This is a genomic window from Maritimimonas sp. 2405UD52-3 (assembly GCF_056591715.1).
The window spans coordinates 68,788-88,250 of sequence record NZ_JBWQOL010000002.1; the positions used below are offsets into that span (position 1 = coordinate 68,788).

Here is a 19,463-nt window from a genome sequence, read left to right on the forward strand (position 1 = left end):
ACTTTTAAAAGAACTCACAAACTATTTTACATTCTTTTTTAAGATGGTGTTTCTAAGCAATTCTAATGCCTTGACAGATGCTCTTTGAATAACACGTTCGCGTGGTTTTCCGAAATTAAAATCATAAACCTCAACCCTTTGCGGAGAAGCGATAGCAATATATACTGTACCCACTGACTCATCTGTTTTATCTTTAGTGGGGCCAGCATTGCCAGTAACCCCAATAGCGTAATCAGAATTGAAGTTTTTCTGTACTCCAAAAGCCATTGCTTTTGCTACTTCTGAACTGACTACGGAGTGCTCCTCAATGAGCTCTTTTGATACTTGTAAAAAATCTGTTTTTATACGTTCATGGTAACTGGTTACTGAACCTATAAAATAACGTGATGCTCCGGTAACTGCCGTAATCATTTTAGCAATATTTCCTCCAGTGCAACTTTCAGCAATCGCTAAGGTGTGATTATTCGTCACTAACAATTCACCAACCACTGCTTCTATAGCACCATCTTCTTCATAACCTACAAAAATATCCTTTACTTTTTCTACAAGCTCTAAACTCAATTTTTCAATCAATGCTTCAAGTTGTTCCTTATCTTCACTTTTACCAGATAATCGCAGTCGAACTTTTCCAAGATTTGGTAAGTAGGCCAACTTTACTTCTTTTGGTAAGTTATCCTCCCAATCTTCAATTCTATTTGCAATGGCACTTTCACCTAAACCATAGGTCAAAATTGTTTTATGAATGATATAAGGTGTATGGTATTTATCATGTAAAAAGGGAAGCACCTCATAACTTATAAGTGCTTTCATTTCATAAGGAACCCCGGGCAACGAAATAAATGTTTTTTCACCTTTTTCAAAGAGCATACCAGGTGCACTACCAAACCTATTCATTAATACCTTAGATTTTGATGGCACCAACGCTTGTTGTTTATTGATATCAGAAATAGGCGTTGAAATATATTTTTTGAAAAGGTATTCTATATTCTCAAGTACTTTCTGATCTTCCACCAATTTATCATTAAAATAATTACAAATTGTATGCTTTGTAATATCATCCTTAGTAGGGCCTAAACCACCTGTAAGGATAATGATATCTGCATTGGCTTCAGCTTCTGCCAATGCTTTTAAAATATGATTTTGATCATCTTGAACGGAAGTAATCTGATAAACTGAAACTCCAATTTTATTAAGTTCTTTACTTATAAAGGCTGAATTGGTATCTACAACCTGACCTATTAGGATTTCATCACCAATAGTTATAATTTCTGCTTGCAAAGTCTCTAATTTTTGTAGATGCAAATATAGTTAACCTTTTACAGTGCAGTAATAAAATTATATTTGCCAATCTAATTTGCTATCCCATGACAGAAGATAAAATCCTTGAGAAGATAAAAGTCATTACCTGTTTGTTCTTTATCATTGGTATTTTAATGTCTTCTAACCTATGGACACATTATAGAAATTTTCCTACTATACCATTATTAGGAGATTTTATCGAATTAGGCAATTCGTTAGACAAACTATTATACTACGCCTTACTTGCTTCACTGGTTTTCGTGATGTTATTAAAAAGTAGAATGTATATTATAGGGTTATTCATTATTCTAGCTATTTTTCTTACACTAGATCAAATGCGATGGCAACCTTGGGTTTATATTTATACTTTGGTTTTATTTTCCTTTTTATTTAAGAGTAAATCGAAATCAATACTCAATTATCTTCAAATACTGTTTATAGGTATCTATTTATGGAGTGGTATTCACAAACTAAATCCAAATTTTAACGAATTCATCGTGGAAGGTTTTGCACTGTATCTTTTTAAACTCAATGACTCTTCCTTAATTTCACTACTTAAATCTATAGGTTTTTTATTTCCTATTATTGAAATTATAGCAGGATCATTATTAATACTTCCAAAAACAAGAAAATTGGGAATTTTGATAGTTATTCTTATACATTTATTCATTATTGCCTATGTGAGCCCATTGGGCATGAATTATAACCACATCATTCTTCCTTGGAATATCTTTATGACCGTTGCTGTGGTTTTATTGTTTTATAAATCAAAACAACATATTAAACTTTTGGAAGCTAATTCTAGTAACTACTTAAATGTATTTATCATTTTTTTAATGTTACTTCCGGCATTAAACTTTTTTGGGTATTGGGATTCTTACTTGAGTTTCTCGCTTTATTCAGGAAAAATTGACAATTATTATATCTTTTCAGAAGGTAAATCGATAGATCAAGAAACGGATTTTGAATTATCAAATTATGTTATCTATCAAAGTGATCTATTGGATAAAGAAATTCTTTCATTAGATTATTGGGCATCGAATGAACTGGGAGTTCCAATGATTCCGGAAAAAAGAGTTTTCAAAAAAATAACAAAGCTTTTTTGCAAAGTCAAAAATAAGGAAGAGAAACGCTATTTTGTATCTACTAACCTACCATTATTTAAATTAATTGACAGAAATGAATTAAATACATCACCAACCTTACTTCAATTAATACCAGAGAAAAAAACAAATAAACTCTTGTTTTTAGAATTTATTACTCCAATTGAAGAAGATGATTTTGAGTACTATACCTGTAATGATTAACGCCTAGAGTAATTAGGTGCTTCTTTGGTGATCATTACATCATGTGGGTGACTTTCATGAATACCCGAAGCTGTAATCTTTACAAACTTACCTGAATCTTTTAGCGTTTGAATATCTTTTGCTCCACAATACCCCATACCTGCGCGTAAACCACCAACAAATTGATGAATACTTTCTACAAGCTCACCTTTATAAGGTACGCGCCCAACAATACCCTCTGGCACTAATTTTTTAATATCATCTTCTACATCCTGAAAATAACGATCTTTTGAGCCTTGTTTCATGGCTTCAACAGAGCCCATTCCTCTATATGATTTAAACTTACGCCCTTCATAAATAATCGTTTCTCCAGGTGATTCCTTTGTTCCTGCCAATAATGATCCTAACATTACACTATCTGCACCTGCAGCAATAGCTTTTGGAATATCTCCAGTATAACGAATACCACCATCAGCAATCACAGGCACACCACTTCCTTTGATAGCTTCAGCCACATCTAATACCGCCGAGAATTGTGGAAAACCAACACCTGCTACAACTCTAGTTGTACATATAGAGCCTGGTCCAATACCAACTTTTACACCATCCGCTCCAGCTTCAACTAAGTATTTGGCTGCTTCCGGAGTAGCAATATTCCCAACGACTACGTCTAACTCAGGAAATTTTTTCTTAACTTCTTTTAATACAGTAACAACTCCTTTGGTATGACCATGAGCTGTATCTATAATCACTGCATCTATACCAGCATTTACCAATGCTTCTACCCTATCAAGGGCATCGGCAGTTACACCAACAGCAGCAGCTACTCTAAGCCTGCCATATTTATCTTTGTTAGCTATGGGTTTCTGAGTGAGTTTGGTAATATCTCTGAATGTGATTAATCCGATTAATTTATTATTGCCATTTACCACAGGTAATTTTTCAATTTTATTTTTCTGAAGAATCACTTCAGCATCTGACAACGAAGTACCTTCACCTGCTGTTACTAAATTTTCACTTGTCATTACTTCAGAAATGGCACGCTCATTATTCTTTTCAAAGCGAAGATCACGATTGGTGACAATACCTATAAGCACACCCGAATCATCCACCACTGGAATCCCTCCTATCTTATGCTCCGCCATATTGCGTTTTGCATCCAATACTTTAGCGGTAACTGGTAAAGTAACCGGATCTATGATCATACCAGACTCAGCTCTTTTTACCTTGCGCACCTCAGCTGCTTGTTGCTCTATACTCATGTTCTTATGTAGCACTCCAATACCACCTTCTCTAGCCATAGCAATCGCCATAGCAGATTCTGTAACTGTATCCATGGCAGCAGATACAATAGGAACATTTATAGAAATATTTCTGGTAAACTTAGTTTGAATATTGACTTCGCGAGGTAGTACTTCAGAATATGCAGGAACTAAAAGTACATCGTCATAAGTTAGGCCTTCGCCTACAAACTTTAATTGGTGGGATTTCATGATGCAATTAGAATTTAATTGCGAGCAAATATACTCTTTTTTAATCGAATAGAATTATGAAGATCAAAACTTAACATCCACAATCATCGCTACCACAATCATTTGCTTTTTTTGTTTTTCTAAAGAATTTGGAATAGAGAATCCATAGCGCTAATAGCACTGTAAGTATTACCAGTATGCTTTGTAACAATTCCATTATTTTAAAAACTGATAGGCTATCATAGCTGAAATATACGCAAAAACTGACATTGTTACCAATTGAAATGTAGGCCATTTCCAACTATTAGTTTCCCTTTTAACAATAGCCAATGTACTCATGCATTGCATGGCAAAGGCATAAAATAGTAATAAAGAAATACCTGAAGCCAAATTGTAAACGGGTTTCCCTGATTTTGCATGTACTTCTTTTTGCATTTTATTCTTAATAGGGATTTCCTCTTCTGAACCTACACTGTAAATGGTTGCTAGGGTGCCTACAAATACTTCGCGGGCGGCAAAAGAAGTAATCAAAGCGATGCCTATTTTCCAATCGTACCCCAAAGGTCTTATAACTGGTTCAATCCCTTTTCCTAAAATACCGATATATGAATTTTCTAACTTATAGGATGCAATTTTAGTTTCGAGTTCCTGTGGAGGTAATTCAGCATATTCCTTTTTAATTAGCTCCTCGGCATTTTTAAAAGAAGTACCTGGCCCAAAGGATGCTAGTACCCATAACAAAATAGAAATCGCAAAAATGATCTTACCGGCTTCAAAAACAAATGCCTTTGTTTTGTCTAACACATGAAACAACACATTTTTGAAAAGTGGTAATTTATAGTCAGGCATTTCAATAACGAAATATGACTTAGATTTTATTTTCAACACCCTATCCAAAACATATGCTGATGCAATAGCTGCAGCGAAACCTAAAAGATATAGTAGCATCAATGTTACTCCTTGTAGGTTTACCCAACCGCCTAATACCTTTTCATTAGGAATGACAAGACTGATAATAATAGCATATACAGGAATTCTTGCAGAACAGGTAGTAAATGGTGTTACTAAAATGGTAATTAAACGCTCTTTCCAGCTTTCAATATTTCTAGCAGCCATAATTGCCGGAATAGCACAGGCAGTACCTGAGATCAATGGCACCACACTCTTACCGCTCAAGCCATAGCGTTTCATAATCTTATCCATTAAAAAAACGACCCTGCTCATATACCCGGTTTCTTCAAGTATTGACAATACTAAAAACAGAAAGGCAATCTGTGGAATAAAGATTACTACTCCTCCAATACCCGGAATTACACCTTCTGCTAATAAGTTGGTAAACATTCCTTCTGGTAAATTTGCTTTTACCCACTCACTCAAAGAAGCAAAAGAAGCATCAATGAAATCCATTGGAGCTTCAGACCAATAAAATAATCCTTGAAATATGAGAAAGAGAATAGAAAAGAAAATAATATATCCTAATACAGGGTGAATGAGAATAGCATCTAGCTTTGATCTTAAGTCAGAAGCTTGCGTTCTATCTACCAAATATGACTTATTTAAAGCCTTCGTTAAAAATTGATACCGTTTTATCGTTTCTCTGTGCTTAGCACTGCTTTGTTTATTGTCTAGAATTCCATCTTTGTTTAAAAAACAAGGCTCTAATGACAAACTTTTATATGCTAAAATCTCATCCTTTAATTCTGTGATACCTTTATTCTGTTTGGAACTTATAAGAGCAATTTTGGTTTTGAGATCTTTTTCAAGGCTAGTTATGTTTATGGAAATCCCTTTTTTCTTCATTTGATCTTGCATATTAATAGCAAGAATGGTAGGCAAGCCCAGATCTTTGATTTGGGTGAATAGTAATAGATTACGCTTTAAATTTTCAGCATCTGCCACAACCACCACCACATCTGGATAATTCTCATTTGAATTATCAGAAAGTACTTGTACTGCTATTTCTTCATCTAAGGAACTGGCATTTAAACTATAGGCACCCGGTAAATCAATAATGGTGGCTTTTTCAGTTTTTGAAAGCTTACTTACACCAGTTTTCTTATCAACTGTAACACCAGGATAATTGCCAACTTTTTGATTTAAACCAGTTAATCTGTTAAATAATGAAGTTTTACCTGTATTTGGGTTGCCAATTAAAGCGACTTTCAGCTGCTCACTCATAGTCGTTCCACTTCAATTTTTTGGGCAATTTTTTTTCGAATGGCCAAATAGGTACCGTTTATATTTAAATATAAAGGGTCATTAAATGGAGCGTACTGAATTACTTCTACTGCGCTACCTACAATACAACCCATTTCAATGAGCTTTAGAGGTACCATTTTTCTGGTGATAGATTTTATAATAGCTTTTTCTCCTTTTTTTAAGTCAGCTATGGTAGCATTCATGAATCAACTGTACTTTTGGGGTTCCAAAAATACAGTATTATTTAGAATTAATCTAATTAAGATGGTGAATATTATTGTACTTTATCGTACTTACTTTGCCAGATAAATTCATTGAAGTTTTTACCGCTGGCAATGCCATAAAAAAGAATGTATCCAACAGCAAACTTAAAGTAAAACATAAATAACAATAAGCTGTATACTGGTGCGGTTTTATTATTAAAAATAAAATCTTGTGTTAAAAGTGTAAAAAGAACACAGCAAATCAGTGTGAAGAAGGTCAGATTTCCTACATTTTTTGTCGGCCATACTTTTAATTTCCGTAGCGGGTGCAAGTCCTTCCCCCATTTATGGATTAAATAATAGTAGCCATTACCCATTGGTGCACAAAGGATAGGGTCATCAGCTTTTTTAAGTATAAAAAGCTTTGAGGGTGCTATGATCTTAAACCCAGAAAGCTTTGTATTGTGCGCTCTTTCTAATTGGGAAATTTTAGAAATGGCTTCTTCTGGGTAATCACCTTTAAAAAATTGTGTACTTAAAAACCGTAGTCTGTAGTCAATACATATTTTTCTAATTTGATCAATATGAAAGATCTTATCGGTCTCAACTAAATCTATATTAAAATAGTTTTCTCGCTCATCTGAAAGAGACTTCAGCTTTTGCAATGTTTGAACTCGTGTATGATCTAGATCTATAAAAATCCGTTCTACCCAGCTTAAAATATCCTCATTCTTTAACTCCTTCTGTCTTTCTAGAAGTAATTTCTGTTCTAAGTTTACCGGAGTTAACATACTAGTTTTCTTTTGTATAAAAATACGACAAATGCTAAAGTGTGAAAAACAGAAAACAAAATTTTAACTATTTAGAATTACTCTACATAACATATTGATAATCATCTTTCAATAAAAAATTATTTTTATTTATTCTAAATAAGCTTTGTGAATTGAAAATTGCCACTTACATTTGCAAGCGAAATGGTTTATTATTTATAATTAGTCTAAATAAAATGAATAGCTTACTCAAATTAACATTCTTAATACTTTTTACAAAAGTAGCTTTCGCTCAGCAAATCACACCAAAAAATAAAAACACCTCTTTAGACTCCGTTCAAAACTTAGATGAAGTTATTCTAAAAGGCAATGTTATATTTGGCAATAAGTATATTGCTCAAAATAGAACCGGATCGGCTTTTTACATTGCTCCTAAAGAACTAAAAAAATATAATTTTACCGATGTTAATAGAGCCCTCAGAACAGTTCCCGGAGTAAACATTTATGAAGAAGATGGTTTCGGCTTAAGACCAAATATAAGTTTGCGGGGTACTTCCCCAGAACGTAGCGCTAAAATTACCGTGATGGAAGATGGAGTGTTAGCTGCTCCCGCACCCTATAGTGCATCATCAGCATATTATTTTCCTACTATTGCTCGAATGCAAGCCGTTGAAGTTCTCAAAGGCAGTAGTCAAGTGCAATTTGGACCATTCACAACCGGAGGAGCAATCAATATGATCTCTACACAAATTCCTGAGAAATTAAATGGAAATGTAAGAGCAAGTTATGGTAGTTTCAATTCTACTCAGCTTCATGCAACATTAGGAGGCGGAAACACAACTTTTGGGTACCTGATTGAGTACTTAAACTTCACATCTGATGGTTTTAAAGATTTACCATTAGACGGTGATACAGGTTTTAATAAAAATGACTTTTTAGCTAAATTTAGTGTTCGTATTTTTCCTAAAGCAAAAGTAAAACATGTTTTTGAAGGCAAATTTCAATATTCAGATGAGGAATCTAATGAGACCTATTTAGGATTAACCGATCAAGATTTTGCTTCAAATCCTTTTTCTAGGTATGCCGGTTCAAATAATGACCTTATGACCAATTTGCACCGTCAATTTATGTTGACATATACAGTAGATTTTTCAAAAAATTTTAGAATTACAACAACAGGATATAACAATTACTTTAAGCGTAATTGGTACAAAGCAGACTTTATTACATTCAATGGTAGTCGTCAATCCATAGGAAATATCTTTGGTAACCCAACTGGATTTGCTGATTATATAAGTTTTGCTCGAGGTGAAATTTCTTCTGATGGTGATGATTTTATGAATCTTAGAGCTAATAATAGAGCTTATACGGCAAGAGGAGTACAGACAAAATTTGATTACCATTGGTATGTGGGTGACTTTTTTCATGATATAGAAATTGGTCTTAGATATCACTATGATGAAGAAGACAGGTTTCAATGGATAGATGATTATGCTATTAACAACCAGCAATTATCTCTTGTAAATGCAGGTGAACCTGGTTCTAATGCCAACAGAATTAGTAGTGCAAAGGCTTTTGCTGCATCTGCTACTTATAAGTTAAAATACAAAAATTGGACCTTTACTCCTGGAGTTAGATATGAAAATATATCGTTAGAAAGAGAAAATTTCGGTGGGGATGACCCAACAAGATCTGGAAGCGATCTTGCAGTAAGAGAAAATAATGTTGATGTTATCATTCCTGGTATGGGAATGAGTTATAAAATTGGCAAAAACACCTTATTTTTTGGTGGTGTACACAAAGGATTTTCACCTCCAGGTAATCAACCAGATGAGAAACCTGAAGAAAGTATTAATTATGAATTAGGTACCAGATTTGGTTTTGGTAATTTAAAAGGTGAAATAGTAGGTTTTTATAATGATTATGAAAATCTTTTAGGCAGTGATCTTGCAGCTACTGGCGGAACTGGCTCTTTAGATCAATTTAATGCTGGAGAAGTACGAGTAAGCGGACTTGAATTATTGCTGAATTATGATCTTCTTTCAAAGAGTACTAAATTTAAACTGCCTATATCATTTGCATATACTTTTACTGATACAGAATTTAAAAATAGTTTTGGTAGTGATGAAGATTTATGGGGTGAAGTAAGTCAAGGTGATGAACTACCTTATATAACAAAACATCAATTTAATACAGGTATATCGCTTGAACACAAGAAGTTTGAATTAAACTTAAATGGAAGGTTTAACGGAAGATTTAGAACTCAAGCAGGGCAAGGTAGTATTCCTGATAATGAGTTAGTAGATGACAATTTTATTGTTGATTTCTCTGGAAAATACCACTTTACAGATAGCTTGAGTGTAACGGCTAATATTATTAATTTATTTGATGAAACATATGTAGCTTCAAGAGTCCCAGCTGGACTGAGGCCAGGACATCCTTTTGGTGCCTATGCTGGATTACAATTTGTCTTCTAAAAGATAGATAAAAAAAGATAAGAATGCCCTGCAATTTATTCAATTAAAATTGCAGGGTGTTTTTTATAAGTTTTTTAGATAAGCAATGACAGTTTTTCTAATGTCAATACCTAACTCATTCTCTTTTGGAGTATATACGGATAATACTCCCTCATTTTCAGGTTTTAAGAAAGGAATATCAAAGCCTTTTAGAAGATAATCTGTAAAAGCTATGGTATATGTTTTCTCAGGATCAATAGGTTTACCATTTATAAACCACTCATCGTTATTTCTCTCAATTAAGTAGTGCTGTAAATAGGCTCCTTTACCTGCACTTGATTTTCCATAATCCAAAACTTCTTTCAGTAAACTTCCTTTGAGGTCAACTTTTAAAATACCTCCACCAAAAGGTAGCACTCTAAATATATCTAGGCTGGTAATATTACCTTCTAACTGATCATCTATACGTATAGAACCTCCATTTATGATAGCCGTATCAACTTTATCTTCAAACCCATAAGCCATTGAACGTGCAATCAATTTTCCTAAATTAGTTTGTTCGCTTCTTATAGGTTTATCTCTACCATCTAATGGTTCTTTTGCTACATGAATTACCTCATAAGGATTCTTAATAATCTTTTTGATTTGTGTTTCCAAAATTTCATTCCACCTGCTAACAATTTTTTTCACTTTTTCGTCCTCATCTACTTGATCATTAATAGGTACTAATTCTGAAGTTAAACTGTATTGCCTTGTCTTTTTTTCATAATTAATTCTATGCACATAGACGGTTTTTGCATTGGCATCTGCTTTAGCTATCTTTGTAGTACCCACTTCTACCATCATATTATTATGTTCATGCCCACCCATAATCAAAGGTAGCTCAGGTAGCATCTCTGCAATTTTTTTGTCTTGTTCAATCTTTACGTGTGTCAATCCAAAAATAATGTCTGCTTTTCCTTTTAAGGTATTATAAGCTCGTTGCGCTTGCTCAAACATATCCGTATATTCAACATAGCTCGTTGGATTTGAAGGGAGTAATACACCAAAAAAACCAATTTTCACAGTAGTACCATCGGTATCAGTAGTTTCAATAATATGGGTATCTGTAGCAAATTCTTTAATTCCATTTTTTTCTTTGTAAAAAGGATAGGTAGTACCGCAAACTTTTTGACGTACATTGGCGGATGTCCATGCAAATTCAGATTCATTTAATCGTTGCTGAAGATCATGCTTGCTAAGATCAAATTCATGGTTACCAAAAGTTACAAGGTCAACTCCCATGGCATTCATCACCTCTACCATTTGCTTACCACGGATTCTCTTTCCTTCATACTTTACAGTTCCTAATAATGACGGATTCAAAAAATCACCTGCCATAAAGGTGAAGGTGTTTGGATTTTCTTGTTTTAATCGATTCCTTAGGTTCGCCACCCGTGCCATACCTCCTACTTTACCTCCTTCTAAGGGCGCTATTTCATAAACATCATTTAGCTGTAAAAAAGTAAAGCTGATCTTGCCATCATCAACTACTGCAGAAGTATCTGTTGTAGGTTGTGTTGTTCCACATCCTATTATATGTACAATTAAAAACGAAAGAAAGAATATCTTGAATGCTTTCATCTATTTAATACCGTATTTATCGAATAAATAAAGAATAGCCGTCATGCTGGCCGCACCCAATTCTAACTCCCGTTTATTGACCTTATCAAAAGTATCAGTCTCCGTATGATGATGATCAAAGTAACGTTGTGAGTCAGGACGCAATCCTAGTAATACATTATCCTCTTTTTTCAATGGTCCAATATCTGCACCTCCTCCACCTCTAGCGAAAATATGAATGTTATAAGGTTCAAATAATGATTTCCAACTTTTCACTTGTGCGTAGTTAGCATCATTACATGTAAAACCAAATCCTCTTGGGGTAAACCCTCCAGCATCAGATTCTAAAGCCACTAAATGTTTTTCATTATTTTGAGTAGCCAGCCTTGCATATTCTTTAGCTCCTGAAAGACCATGCTCTTCATTAGCAAATAATACCACACGAATGGTTCTCTTAGGTTTGATATTTAATTTTTTGAATAAACGAACCACTTCCATTGACTGTACCACTCCAGCACCATCATCATGTGAACCATCACCTACATCCCAAGAATCTAAATGACCACCTACCAAAATAATTTCATCAGGTTTTTCTGAACCTTTTATTTCTCCAATAACATTGTACGACTTTGTATCCGGCAAGGTTTTGCTATTCTGCTTAAAGAAAAATTTCAGGTTTAATTTCTCTTGTTCTTCAAGCAATTTGCTCAGAAGGTCAGCACCGTTTGTGCTAATTGCAGCTGTGGGTATTTTTTCATTTTCAGCATTTTCTCCATAGCTCATTGTACCTGTGTGCGGATGGTTATCAACCGTTAAGTTCATTGAGCGTACTATGGCCGCAATAGCACCTTGTTTTCCGGCTACTCGTGCCCCACTATAACGCTGATCTACACTTGCTCCATAAGCTCTAAAAGTAACTATTTTTTCTGGCGGCATAGGCCTATTGTAAAAAACAATCTTTCCTTTTACCTTATCACCTAATTCTTCTACTTCCTTTAAACTTTTTACTTCTATTACTTCTCCTATAATGCCTTGAGGTGGCGTAGCAATAGAACCCCCTAATGCAGTGATGGCTACATCAAATTTCCCGAAATTAGATTGAATATAGGCTTCTTCTTTTTCACCACGTACCCAATGCGGAACAGTTACCTCTTGTGTCCAAACTTTATCTAATCCTAATTTATCTAATTCAGCTTTTGCCCAAGCTACTGCTTTTTTATCACCTTCTGAACCTGCTAAACGATGACCAATATTTCTCGATAAATAACTCAACCATCTATAGCTTTGCCCTTTTGTAAGGGCTTCGGTGTATATGTTTCGTAATTGAATAGAATCAGCCTGATTCTGCTGACCTATAACGGTAATTGAAATCAATAAAATAAAAATACTAACTATTCTTTTCATATTTCGCTTTCTAATTGCGTTTTAAATGTCGCTAATTTCTCTCTTGTCTTTAACTCTAATTCAGGCTCTTTAATATCTTTGTATTGCTGTAAAGTTTCCAAAATAGTTTGGGCCACGATCAATCTTGCTGTTGGTTTATCATCAGCAGGAATAATATACCATGGTGCGTGCTCTTTAGAAGTTCTATTAAGTAAATCTTCATAACAGAATTGGTATTGATCCCATAGCTTTCGCTCTTTCATATCGCCTGAAGAAAACTTCCAGTTTTTTTCTTTTAGATTGATTCGTCGTAACAATCTATATGCCTGTTCTTCTTTTGAAATATTTAGGAAGAATTTGACAATAATAGTACCGTTTTCAGCCAAATATTGTTCAAAATTATTAATATGCTCCATACGCTTATGGTAAAAGGCATCATCTAGATCTTTAACACTCTTTACAGCCGGTATATTCTCGCCTAAAATATATTCAGGATGTACTCTGGTAACTAATACATTTTCATAATGTGTTCTATTAAAAACGGCTATCTTACCTCTATCAGGTAAAGCAATATAATGACGCCACATATAATCATGGCGTAATTCTCTTTCTGTAGGCACTTTAAAACTATGTACTACAACTCCTCGAGCATTCACATCTTTAAACACCTCCCGTATCAAACTATCCTTTCCTGCAGTATCCATTCCTTGTAAACATACTAACATACTGTATTTACCATGTGCATACATGGTATCTTGTAATTCACTTATATGCTTTCTTAGCTTTCTTAATTTTTTCTTAGCGGAGTCATCTACTTCTTTAGTAACGCTCTTTTTTAGCTTTACCTTTTCAGTAACCTTATAATTGTCTGTATTCATATCAAATTTAAGTGGAGGCTAAATATACTAATTCTCTATATAGTTTTTTAAAGTAGTAAGATTGAATTTATCTATTGCAATCTGTGCTATGTCAAGTAAAAAATTCTTTGTTTTATAGTATGGAACAAAAAGCAGTAATTATACTTGGGAGCTCAAGAAGTGACGGTGATTCAAAAAAAGTCATTGATTATTTGAATGTTAAAAATCAATTTGATGTTATTGATCTCAATGAATTTAATATAAGTTACTTTGACTATGAGCACAAAAATAAGAATGACGATTTCTTGCCACTGATAAAAAGAATTCTATCAAATTACGAAACCATCGTATTTGCAACACCAGTGTATTGGTATAGTATGAGCGGAATTATGAAAGTGTTTTTTGATAGAATTTCTGATCTGCTTACCATTGAAAAAACTTTAGGAAGAAAATTAAGAGGTAAGAATATGGCTATGGTGAGCATCAATAATGCAAATGATTTAGTTCAAGGTTTTAATATGCCGTTTTATTGAATCAGCCAATTACTTAGGGATGAACTATCTTGGTGATATGCATGCTTGGATTGAAAACGGCAAAATTTCAAATGAAGTTATGATGTTAATCGATAATTTTAGAAATATTATTAGGTAAAATTCTTAACAGATTTTAATATATTCGTTCGTAATGATTTATTGAAAAAATTTAGGTTTAAAAGAAAAAATACGACACAGAATGACCCATAAAACTTTACCAATTTCAAAATTATTTATTGTTTCAATTACACTATTATTTTTCTCAAATCTGGTTGAAGCACAACCTAGAATAGGAAAATCTATTGATGCATCTATAGGTTACGGACAGAGCTTTTCATACGATGACATAGATATTTATAGTTCAGGATTTTTCGCTCAGGGAGAATACGTATTTGGCATCACAAAGTGGTTTGGAGTACGACCCTATGCAGGATTGATCTTTACTTCTGGTAATGAGTCAAATCAAGGTTTTAAAACAAAAGCAAGTGCTTTTATGCTAGGTGGAAAGGCGCGTGTTTTGGCTCCCATACCTTGGGTAGCCCCTTATCTTGAAGGTGGCATAGGTGCTTCTATTGGATCGTTTGAAACAGTTACCCCTAGTGTTAATATAGATGATAGTGGTGTATTTTTTCATATTCCATTTAGTGTAGGGTTGGCCATAGGGCGCAATCATAATTTTGATATTGCTTTCACCTACTATTTCCATCCATCATTGGAACAGGTCACTGGAGCAGCAGCTGTTGGGTTTTCGTTTGCATTGAATTGAAGTCTAATCAACTAAAATGTATGGCAATAAAATTTGATCTAATATAAAGGATTACTTGCTAGCAAACAGCTTCACGTCATCTTCTGAGACTTCACTACCACCTAAAATGATTAGACGTTCAACTACATTGCGTAATTCACGAATGTTACCTGTCCAGTCATATTCTTGCAGTTTTTTAATGGCCTTATCAGAAAAAGATTTCACTGCAGTACCCTGCTCACTGGCTATCTTATCTGTAAAGAAACTCACCAATAAAGGTATATCTTCTCGTCTGTCATTTAATGCCGGTACCTGAATTAAAATAACTGCTAATCTGTGATACAAATCTTCTCTAAACCTACCTTCAGCTATTTCTTTCTTTAAATCTTTATTAGTAGCTGCTACCACACGCACATTTACCTTGATGTCTTTATCACTACCTACTCTACTAACCTTATTTTCTTGCAGCGCACGCAGTACCTTAGCCTGGGCAGAAAGACTCATATCACCAATTTCATCTAAGAAAATGGTACCTCCATTTGCTGCTTCAAACTTACCTGCTCTATCTTTATTTGCACCTGTAAAAGATCCCTTTACATGACCAAAAAGCTCGCTTTCTATAAGCTCAGAAGGTATTGCTGCACAATTTACCTCAACCATAGGTGCTTTGGCACGCTCACTCTTTTCATGTAACCAATGTGCTACCAATTCTTTACCTGTTCCATTAGGACCAGTAATCAAAACACGGGCATCTGTAGCTGCTACTTTTTCTATAATATCTTTTATATGAGTAATGGCATCACTATCACCCACCATTTCATAATTCTTACTAACTTTTTTCTTTAGTTGCTTATTTTCAACTACCAGATTCTTCTTATCTAAAGCATTACGAACAGCATTCAATAACCTGTTTAAATCTGGTGGTTTTGAAATATAGTCAAATGCACCCATACGCATGGTATTAACAGCAGTATCTAAATCACCATGGCCAGAGATCATTAGCATAGGAATTTCTGGCTTTATCTTCTGCGTTTTTTCTAGCACCTCAACACCATCCATCTTAGGCATTTTGATATCACATAATATCAAATCATAATCATTGTTCTTGATGAGTTCCATGCCGCTAAGACCATCTTCAGCTTCTTCTACTTCATAGCTGCTATTTTCTTCAGTAATTATTTTTCGTAGTACCCTGCGGATTGCCGCTTCATCTTCTATGATTAGAATTTTGCTCATTTTCTATTATTAAATCGTTTAAATATTGATCTGTTAATTGCGAAGTTACAATCTTTATACCAAATTATTTTCCAAGGACAATATCAATATTTCGTTATGAAAAAAAACGTTAGTAAATTAAAAGTTGAATTTCAACCCTGCTCTAAAGGTATAGGCATTAGAAAGATCAAAATCAAAAACCTTGTCATTTCTATTCTTAACTAAGCGCAGTGAATTTCGTAATGTATAGCCTCCTTTTAAAAACAAATTCATACGTTTACCAATATACTTGTCAAAACCAATTCCTGTTACCACACCAGACATTGAAATATGTTCAGCCATTTGATTGCCAACAGGCAAGTTTAAACTTAAATTAGAATAATATCCATCTAAGATTATGAAGGCTTCTACACTATTTTTTTTGTTGCTAAAGAAGTATTTCATTTTACTAATAGGGACCCCAAGCGTATATGTAAGATGGTTATTCACTTCTTTAAAATATGTAGCAAAAGGTAGTGGCAGTGGTAAACCTGTACGTTGGTTATACATAAGACCTAACGTCCATCTTGTTTTTTTAGGAGTTTCATTGGTTTTTATGAATAAAACACCTCCACTCCAGATAAGGTCATCTCCTGAAATTTTATCGTCTAGATTTGAAGCTACTGTTGGTGAAATTTGTGCTGTAAATCGCCACTTCTCACTCATCATAAAAGTATAACCTAAGGTATATTCTAATACATGAATTTCTTGTAAAGGATTTGTATCAAAATTATAATTTGATTGATCATCAAAGTCTAGTTTTACATTGCTATAGCGCAAACCATTTACGAGAATGTGATCTTTCTTTTTAAGCTTAACAGGGTAATTCAACCAAACCCGAGTACGGGAAAAATCAGGTGAACCAGATTTATTAAATACATGAGTGTAGTCTATACCGCCAAGGTCTTTTACTTGACCGAAAACGATAATACTAGTCAACGATAAGATAAAACCAAAAAGGATCTTTTTAAACAATGGTTATAGGGAGATTAACTATATCTCGCTTATAACGTCAAATTCTTCTTAATATTTTAACCATTTGGCTAATTCTTTATATGTAGGTTTCTTACCATACATTAAAATACCTACTCTATATATTTTAGCAGCAAAAAGTACCGTTAAGAAAAAGGTGCCGAATAACAACAGTAATGAAATTAACTGCTGCCAAATGGGTACACCAAACGGTATGCGCATTAACATCACTACGGGTGAAGTAAAAGGTATATATGAAAATACTTGTGACACTGTACCATGTGGATTTTCAATTACAGTAAAAAAGCCTACGTAAATAGCCAGCATTAATGGCATAATAATAGGCAACATGAATTGTTGCGTGTCTGTTTCATTATCTACTGCAGCTCCAATAGCTGCATACAGTGACGCATATAACAAATAGCCCCCTATAAAAAAGAAGATAAACATAATAACAAGATTGGTTAATGGTAAATTGACGATCTCCTGAACAATAGTTGCTACCTTATCCTGGGCTATTCCTTCGCCTCCAACTTGATTCATGACTTCCTGCTGTTGTGCCATTTGGTTTTGAGCTACATCAATACCAAAAACAGAAGACACAACTGTTAGTAGAACAAATCCGATAACAATCCATATCAAAAATTGTACAATTCCAGCCAAAGAAGTTCCAAATATCTTACCTAATAATAACTGCACAGGTTTTACCGAAGAAATTATTACTTCAATAATTCTACTGGTTTTTTCTTCTATAACACTACGCATAATCATATTACCATAAATAATGATGAACATAAATAGCAAATAGCCCGCAGCCCCACCAAAAATTAGCTTTAGTCCGCTGCCAATTTTAGACGTTTTTTCACCTTCAAAAGTTTCAAGATTGGCATCAATTTTAACTCTAAGATCATTAATCATATTAGGATCCAAACCTGACTCTCTATATTTAATATTTCTAGCCTTTTCCTCTATTTTATCTTCAATTTTATCCATAACTACAAGTGATGGCGAATCTTCAGAATAGAATTTTACCTTATCGGCAATAGCATCTATATTTCTCCCTTTAGGAATGTACAGCAGTCCATAATTACCTGCTTCTTGTACAATTTTTTTAGCATCTTCAAGGCTAAGCTCCTTAAGAATATCATACTTGGTATTCTCCGTATTTTGAAATTCGTTTTCAAATAACTTGCTTTCGTCTAATACAGAAATGGTTCGTACCTTATCATTATTTAGTTGTGTTAGGTACACGACCAAGGTAATAACACCAACCATAATTAAAGGACTCAAAAATGTCATGAGTATGAATGACTTATTCTTTACCTTATTTAAAAACTCTCTTTGGGTGATAAGTGATAAGTGATTCATATTAATTGTTTTGTACAGTTTGGATAAAAATGTCATTAGCGCTTGGGATGATCTCAACAAAGTGTGTCAGTTCCCCCAAAGTAGTAAGATGTGACGCCAAATCATTAGCAGTTCCACTTCCATTAATTTTGATGTTAAATTTGAGTTCATCATTAATGGTTTTAAAACTTGCTTTTGATAATTCAAACCTTTCTGCCAATTTATTGGTCACAGCATCTTTTTTATCTGCAATCAATCCTACTTCATAGGTATTTGATCTAAATTGACGCTTAATATCAACTAATTTTCCATCTAAAATTTTATTTGATTCATGAATCAAAGCTATATGTTCACACAGCTCTTCAACAGATTCCATTCTATGCGTAGAGAAAATCACAGTTGCTCCCTCATCTCTTAATTGTAAAATTTCATCTTTAATTATATTCGCATTTATAGGGTCAAACCCACTAAATGGTTCATCAAAGATTAAAAGCTTGGGTCTGTGCAGTACCGTAACAATAAATTGTATCTTTTGAGCCATTCCTTTAGACAGCTCCTGAATCTTTTTATTCCACCAATCGCCTATTTCAAACTTTTCAAACCAATATTTCAATTGTTTCTTGGCTTCGGTTTTACTAAGCCCCTTTAATTGTGCCAAATACAATGCCTGTTCACCTACCTTCATAGACTTGTACAAACCTCGCTCTTCAGGTAAGTATCCAATATCTTTAATATGTAAGGGTTTTAAATCTTCACCATCCAAAAGCACCTTACCCATATCAGGCATTGTAATTTGATTGATAATTCGTATTAAAGTAGTTTTACCAGCTCCATTAGGACCTAATAATCCGAAGATACTCCCTTTAGGTACCTCTATAGAAACTTCATTAAGAGCTCGGTAGTCACCAAAGTTTTTGACCACCTTATCAACAACGAGTAGATTATCCATTGAATTTGTTAAAATTTTTGCCAAACCTACATAATTTGACTTAGATAAAGGCTATTTGTTACATCCCATTTATGATAAATTTACTATGCACGCATAACTTTTTTCAATTTACTATGCGTGCATAGTATTTTTTATC

At 33.9% G+C, this 19,463-nt stretch carries 16 protein-coding genes; 4 read left to right on the plus strand and 12 right to left on the minus strand.

All coding sequences use genetic code 11. From position 1 onward, the window contains the following. Nucleotides 1–21 precede the first annotated feature (21 nt). Nucleotides 22–1,278, minus strand: coding sequence for a competence/damage-inducible protein A (locus tag AC1EU5_RS04425; RefSeq protein ID WP_480191153.1), 1,257 nt, complete (start codon nucleotides 1,276–1,278; stop codon nucleotides 22–24). Nucleotides 1,279–1,364: 86 nt separating this feature from the next. Here AC1EU5_RS04425 and AC1EU5_RS04430 point away from each other — a divergent pair, with 86 nt between their 5' ends. Continuing rightward, a complete protein-coding gene (locus AC1EU5_RS04430) occupies nucleotides 1,365–2,606 on the plus strand; it encodes a MauE/DoxX family redox-associated membrane protein (protein WP_480191154.1) in 1,242 nt (413 codons plus the stop codon). On the opposite strand, the gene guaB is transcribed toward AC1EU5_RS04430, so the two are convergent. The 4 genes from guaB to AC1EU5_RS04450 all read right to left on the minus strand — a co-directional run bounded on the left by guaB (nucleotide 2,603) and on the right by AC1EU5_RS04450 (nucleotide 7,250). Next, on the minus strand, nucleotides 2,603–4,078 hold the full coding sequence (guaB, locus tag AC1EU5_RS04435; RefSeq protein WP_480191155.1) for an IMP dehydrogenase: 1,476 nt from the start codon (nucleotides 4,076–4,078) through the stop codon (nucleotides 2,603–2,605). The genes AC1EU5_RS04430 and guaB overlap by 4 nt on opposite strands. A gap of 195 nt (nucleotides 4,079–4,273) precedes the next feature. Next, a complete protein-coding gene (gene feoB, locus AC1EU5_RS04440) occupies nucleotides 4,274–6,235 on the minus strand; it encodes a ferrous iron transport protein B (RefSeq protein WP_480191156.1) in 1,962 nt (653 codons plus the stop codon). Next, a complete protein-coding gene (locus AC1EU5_RS04445) occupies nucleotides 6,232–6,459 on the minus strand; it encodes a FeoA family protein (protein ID WP_480191157.1) in 228 nt (75 codons plus the stop codon). The genes feoB and AC1EU5_RS04445 overlap by 4 nt, the downstream gene beginning before the upstream one ends. Nucleotides 6,460–6,530: 71 nt before the next feature. After that, the gene (locus AC1EU5_RS04450) at nucleotides 6,531–7,250 is read right to left on the minus strand and encodes a hypothetical protein (RefSeq protein WP_480191158.1); all 720 of its coding nucleotides are present in this window, start codon (nucleotides 7,248–7,250) and stop codon (nucleotides 6,531–6,533) included. A 215-nt stretch (nucleotides 7,251–7,465) separates the two neighbouring features. Between AC1EU5_RS04450 and AC1EU5_RS04455 the strand changes: the two genes are divergently transcribed. Further along, nucleotides 7,466–9,706, plus strand: coding sequence for a TonB-dependent receptor family protein (locus AC1EU5_RS04455; protein WP_480191159.1), 2,241 nt, complete (start codon nucleotides 7,466–7,468; stop codon nucleotides 9,704–9,706). A 63-nt stretch (nucleotides 9,707–9,769) separates the two neighbouring features. Here the strand turns inward: AC1EU5_RS04455 and AC1EU5_RS04460 are convergent, their stop codons facing one another. The 3 genes from AC1EU5_RS04460 to AC1EU5_RS04470 are packed head-to-tail and all read right to left on the minus strand — an operon-like array spanning nucleotide 9,770 to nucleotide 13,548. Continuing rightward, the gene (locus AC1EU5_RS04460) at nucleotides 9,770–11,308 is read right to left on the minus strand and encodes a bifunctional metallophosphatase/5'-nucleotidase (protein WP_480191160.1); all 1,539 of its coding nucleotides are present in this window, start codon (nucleotides 11,306–11,308) and stop codon (nucleotides 9,770–9,772) included. Beyond that, on the minus strand, nucleotides 11,309–12,691 hold the full coding sequence (locus tag AC1EU5_RS04465; RefSeq protein ID WP_480191161.1) for a M20/M25/M40 family metallo-hydrolase: 1,383 nt from the start codon (nucleotides 12,689–12,691) through the stop codon (nucleotides 11,309–11,311). After that, entirely contained in the window at nucleotides 12,688–13,548 is an 861-nt protein-coding gene (locus tag AC1EU5_RS04470) for a PPK2 family polyphosphate kinase (RefSeq protein WP_480191162.1), read from the minus strand. The genes AC1EU5_RS04465 and AC1EU5_RS04470 overlap by 4 nt, the downstream gene beginning before the upstream one ends. Before the next feature lie 119 nt (nucleotides 13,549–13,667). Between AC1EU5_RS04470 and AC1EU5_RS04475 the strand changes: the two genes are divergently transcribed. Next, the gene (locus AC1EU5_RS04475; RefSeq protein ID WP_480191163.1) at nucleotides 13,668–14,060 is read left to right on the plus strand and encodes a flavodoxin family protein; all 393 of its coding nucleotides are present in this window, start codon (nucleotides 13,668–13,670) and stop codon (nucleotides 14,058–14,060) included. Nucleotides 14,061–14,259: 199 nt separating this feature from the next. Beyond that, nucleotides 14,260–14,826 (plus strand): hypothetical protein, encoded by a 567-nt coding sequence (locus AC1EU5_RS04480; RefSeq protein WP_480191164.1) that lies wholly within the window; start codon nucleotides 14,260–14,262, stop codon nucleotides 14,824–14,826. Between the two features lie 51 nt (nucleotides 14,827–14,877). Here AC1EU5_RS04480 and AC1EU5_RS04485 read toward each other — a convergent pair whose 3' ends face one another. The 4 genes from AC1EU5_RS04485 to AC1EU5_RS04500 form a co-directional block, all read right to left on the minus strand. Beyond that, a complete protein-coding gene (locus AC1EU5_RS04485; protein ID WP_480191165.1) occupies nucleotides 14,878–16,041 on the minus strand; it encodes a sigma-54-dependent transcriptional regulator in 1,164 nt (387 codons plus the stop codon). A gap of 117 nt (nucleotides 16,042–16,158) precedes the next feature. Beyond that, a complete protein-coding gene (locus AC1EU5_RS04490) occupies nucleotides 16,159–17,034 on the minus strand; it encodes a DUF6268 family outer membrane beta-barrel protein (protein WP_480191166.1) in 876 nt (291 codons plus the stop codon). A gap of 48 nt (nucleotides 17,035–17,082) precedes the next feature. Further along, on the minus strand, nucleotides 17,083–18,399 hold the full coding sequence (locus tag AC1EU5_RS04495; RefSeq protein WP_480191167.1) for an ABC transporter permease: 1,317 nt from the start codon (nucleotides 18,397–18,399) through the stop codon (nucleotides 17,083–17,085). 1 nt (nucleotide 18,400) lies between these two features. After that, nucleotides 18,401–19,327, minus strand: coding sequence for an ABC transporter ATP-binding protein (locus tag AC1EU5_RS04500; protein ID WP_480191168.1), 927 nt, complete (start codon nucleotides 19,325–19,327; stop codon nucleotides 18,401–18,403). Between the last annotated feature and the right edge of the window lie 136 nt (nucleotides 19,328–19,463).